Origin of the sequence: Streptomyces sp. NPDC058195 (assembly GCF_042883525.1) — a bacterium.
GTDB lineage: Bacteria > Actinomycetota > Actinomycetes > Streptomycetales > Streptomycetaceae > Streptomyces.
The window spans coordinates 1-2,551 of sequence record NZ_JBHVVM010000077.1 but is presented as its reverse complement, the minus strand read 5'-3'; the positions used below and the strand labels follow the sequence as shown (position 1 = coordinate 2,551).

Annotated in this window: 1 protein-coding gene and 2 pseudogenes; 2 read left to right on the top strand and 1 reads right to left on the bottom strand. The window is 65.9% G+C overall.

Going from position 1 to position 2,551, the window contains the following annotated elements; all coding sequences use genetic code 11:
- Window positions 1-203 precede the first annotated feature (203 nt).
- Window positions 204-1,580 carry a hypothetical protein gene (locus tag ACFVWY_RS35580; protein WP_389879046.1) on the top strand — a complete coding sequence of 459 codons (1,377 nt, stop codon included), beginning with the start codon at window positions 204-206 and terminating at the stop codon, window positions 1,578-1,580.
- Between the two features lie 15 nt (window positions 1,581-1,595).
- Here the strand turns inward: ACFVWY_RS35580 and ACFVWY_RS35575 are convergent.
- A pseudogene (locus tag ACFVWY_RS35575) lies at window positions 1,596-2,290 on the bottom strand (IS5 family transposase).
- Window positions 2,291-2,333: 43 nt separating this feature from the next.
- Here ACFVWY_RS35575 and ACFVWY_RS35570 point away from each other — a divergent pair.
- Window positions 2,334-2,465: pseudogene (locus tag ACFVWY_RS35570) on the top strand (transposase); the annotation flags it as partial.
- Window positions 2,466-2,551 lie beyond the last annotated feature (86 nt).

Sequence of the window (2,551 nt, the reverse complement as noted above, 5' to 3'; positions counted from 1 at the left end):
CATCGCTCGCCTCCACAACCTCACCCTCGCCGGATGACCGGGAAACAACGCTGATCAACCAGCATGCCGTAGATCATTTACGGGACAGCACTTAGGAGTTGTCGTCAAATGCCAAGCCCACGTCGTGAGGGAGACGAGGGTGACCGATCGGGCTCGGGCGGTACCTCGGTGACATGTCGGTGGGTGCTTCTACGCTTCCGACCATGGATATGGACGATCTTGCATGGCAGGCGAGCAACTATCGCGGTCTATCCCCGAGAACGGTGCGTCTCCTGTTGGAGCACGGTCACCTGCATCTGGTTGCCCAGGTGGCGGTAGATCGTGGCGAGTGGTTCTGCGCCGAGGGAGCGGTAGAGGAGTTGTGCCAGGGGGAGGACTTCGGGCGCGCGCTATCTGTGATGGAGCCGTTCGTCGAGACGGGGTGGCGGGCCGCCTCGTATGCGAAGGCCGAGATCCTGCTCCGGGCGGGCCGCAGGACGGAGGAGGTTTTGGATCTGCTACGTCCGGACAACCCTGGCCGGGCCTCCATGGCTGAGTGTCGTGATTTTGCTGAGGTGCTCGGCAAGACAGGGCGCGTCGACGACGCTATCGAACTGCTTGTCCCGCACCTCGAGAAGCCGTGGATCCTGTCCGTTCTGGTGGATATCACCGATGGGCAGGGCCGTGACGAGCGGGTGCTGGAGCTGATCGCGCCGCGCGCCGACCATGCGCGTCAGGCCCGCGGCGAGGGGCGCTGGGACTACGCCCATTCCAATGCGCAGGAATTGCAGGCCCGGGTGCTGGAGCGCGCGGGCCGGGCTGATGAGGCAATCCGGATCCTCGGCCAAGACATCGCCAGGCGCTGCTTCCTCGCTCAGAACACCCTCGTCGCCTATGCCGAACTGCTGGCACGTCACGGGCGGCTCGATGAGTTGCGGAAACTGGTTGGCGGCCAGGACGCGCGCACCGTCCTGGACGTCTATGCGGGTGCTCTGCGCAGCGACGGCCGGGTCGAGGAGGCCGAGGCCGTGATGAGAGACGCCATCGCCGCCGACGACTGGGTCGGGTACCGAGCGTGGCTTTCCTCGATGTTGCTGGCAGAAGGCCGGCTGGACGACGCGATCGTCGTCGCGGAGCCCGGCTTCGGCTGGTACGACTGCTCCAACCTCCTGGCACCACTCGTCCACCCGCTTCTCGACCGCCCCGAGGAACTGCTATATCTGGTCGAGCACCCAAGGGTCGTGCCCCACCACGGTCACGAGGAGTTCCAGCACTGGTGGCGGGCCTGGGCACTCGCCGGCCTCGGCCGCGTCGACGAGGCGATCACCGTGGCCGGTCTTGACCGCCCCTGGACCGATCCCCGTCTCGTCAAGGCCGACCTCCTCAAGCGGGCCGACCGTCTTGACGCCGCCGCCGAGGAACTGCGAGCCCTGGGCACGATCAAGGCACGTGAGGAACTGTGCGAGATCCTGGTCCTGCAAGGGCGGGCGGACGAGGCGATAGCCGTCCACCCCACAGTGGCGGAACAGCGCGCTGCCGAACCGAAGCTCAGGTCCGTCCCTCTTGGCGAGAACGGGTACTCCCTGGAGCCACCTTCTTAGGGGTTGCCCTTGGTTTCACACCCACATCGGGAGTGAGGCGAGGGTGACTGCTGCTTCGTAGGACTGGGCGGTCTTGTCGCATCGGGTGGCGATCCCGCGCCACTGCTTCAGGCGATTGAAGCACCGTTCCACGACGTTGCGTCGCTTGTAGACCTGCTTGTCGAAAGCAGGCAGGCGGCCTCCCCGCCTGCCCCGTCGGAGCCAGGCTCGGATGGCCTTGGAGCTGTAGCCCTTGTCGCCCAAGACGTTATCGGGCCGGACACGCGGCCGTCCGGGCCCGAGTCGTGGCACACGTATCGCCTCCATCACGGCGGTGAACTGGGTGCAGTCGTTGGTATTGCCGCCAGTGACGACCAGGGCGAGCGGGCGGCCGAGGCCGTCACAGGCCAGATGAATCTTGCTGGTCAACCCGCCTCGGGAACGACCCAGCGCCCGGCTGCGATGCCCCTTTTTTGGCCCCGGCCGCATGCTGGTGGGCCCGGACGATGCTGGAGTCGACCGACACCAGCCAGTCGATGTTCCCGGCAGCGTCTGCTCGGGCTTGCGCGTTTTTCAGCATCCGGTCGTGCTGTCCGCCGCCCAGCGGCGGAAGCGGGTGTGCAGGCTGGCCCAGGATCCGTACCGCTCCGGTACATCTCGCCAGGCCGCTCCCGCCCGAAACACGTGATCCCGCTGAGCATCCTCCGGTCATCGAGCCGAGGCCGACCCATCGACTTCCGGGGTAGCAAGGGCTTACTCAGCGGGAACTGCTGCGGCCGTTCCTGCCAGTGGCGGGATCACCGGCAGGTGATCAATGGGATTCTGCACCGGGTGCGGACCTGCGTTCAGTGGCGTGATCTGCCCGCACGGTTCGGGCCGTGGAAGACCGTTTATGAACGCCGTGCGCCGTGAGGCGCTTTGTTGTATCCCCGGATTATCCGGGATGAACTCGGAGAAGGTTCTTGGGTCACCTGACTTACCTGGCGGTGAAA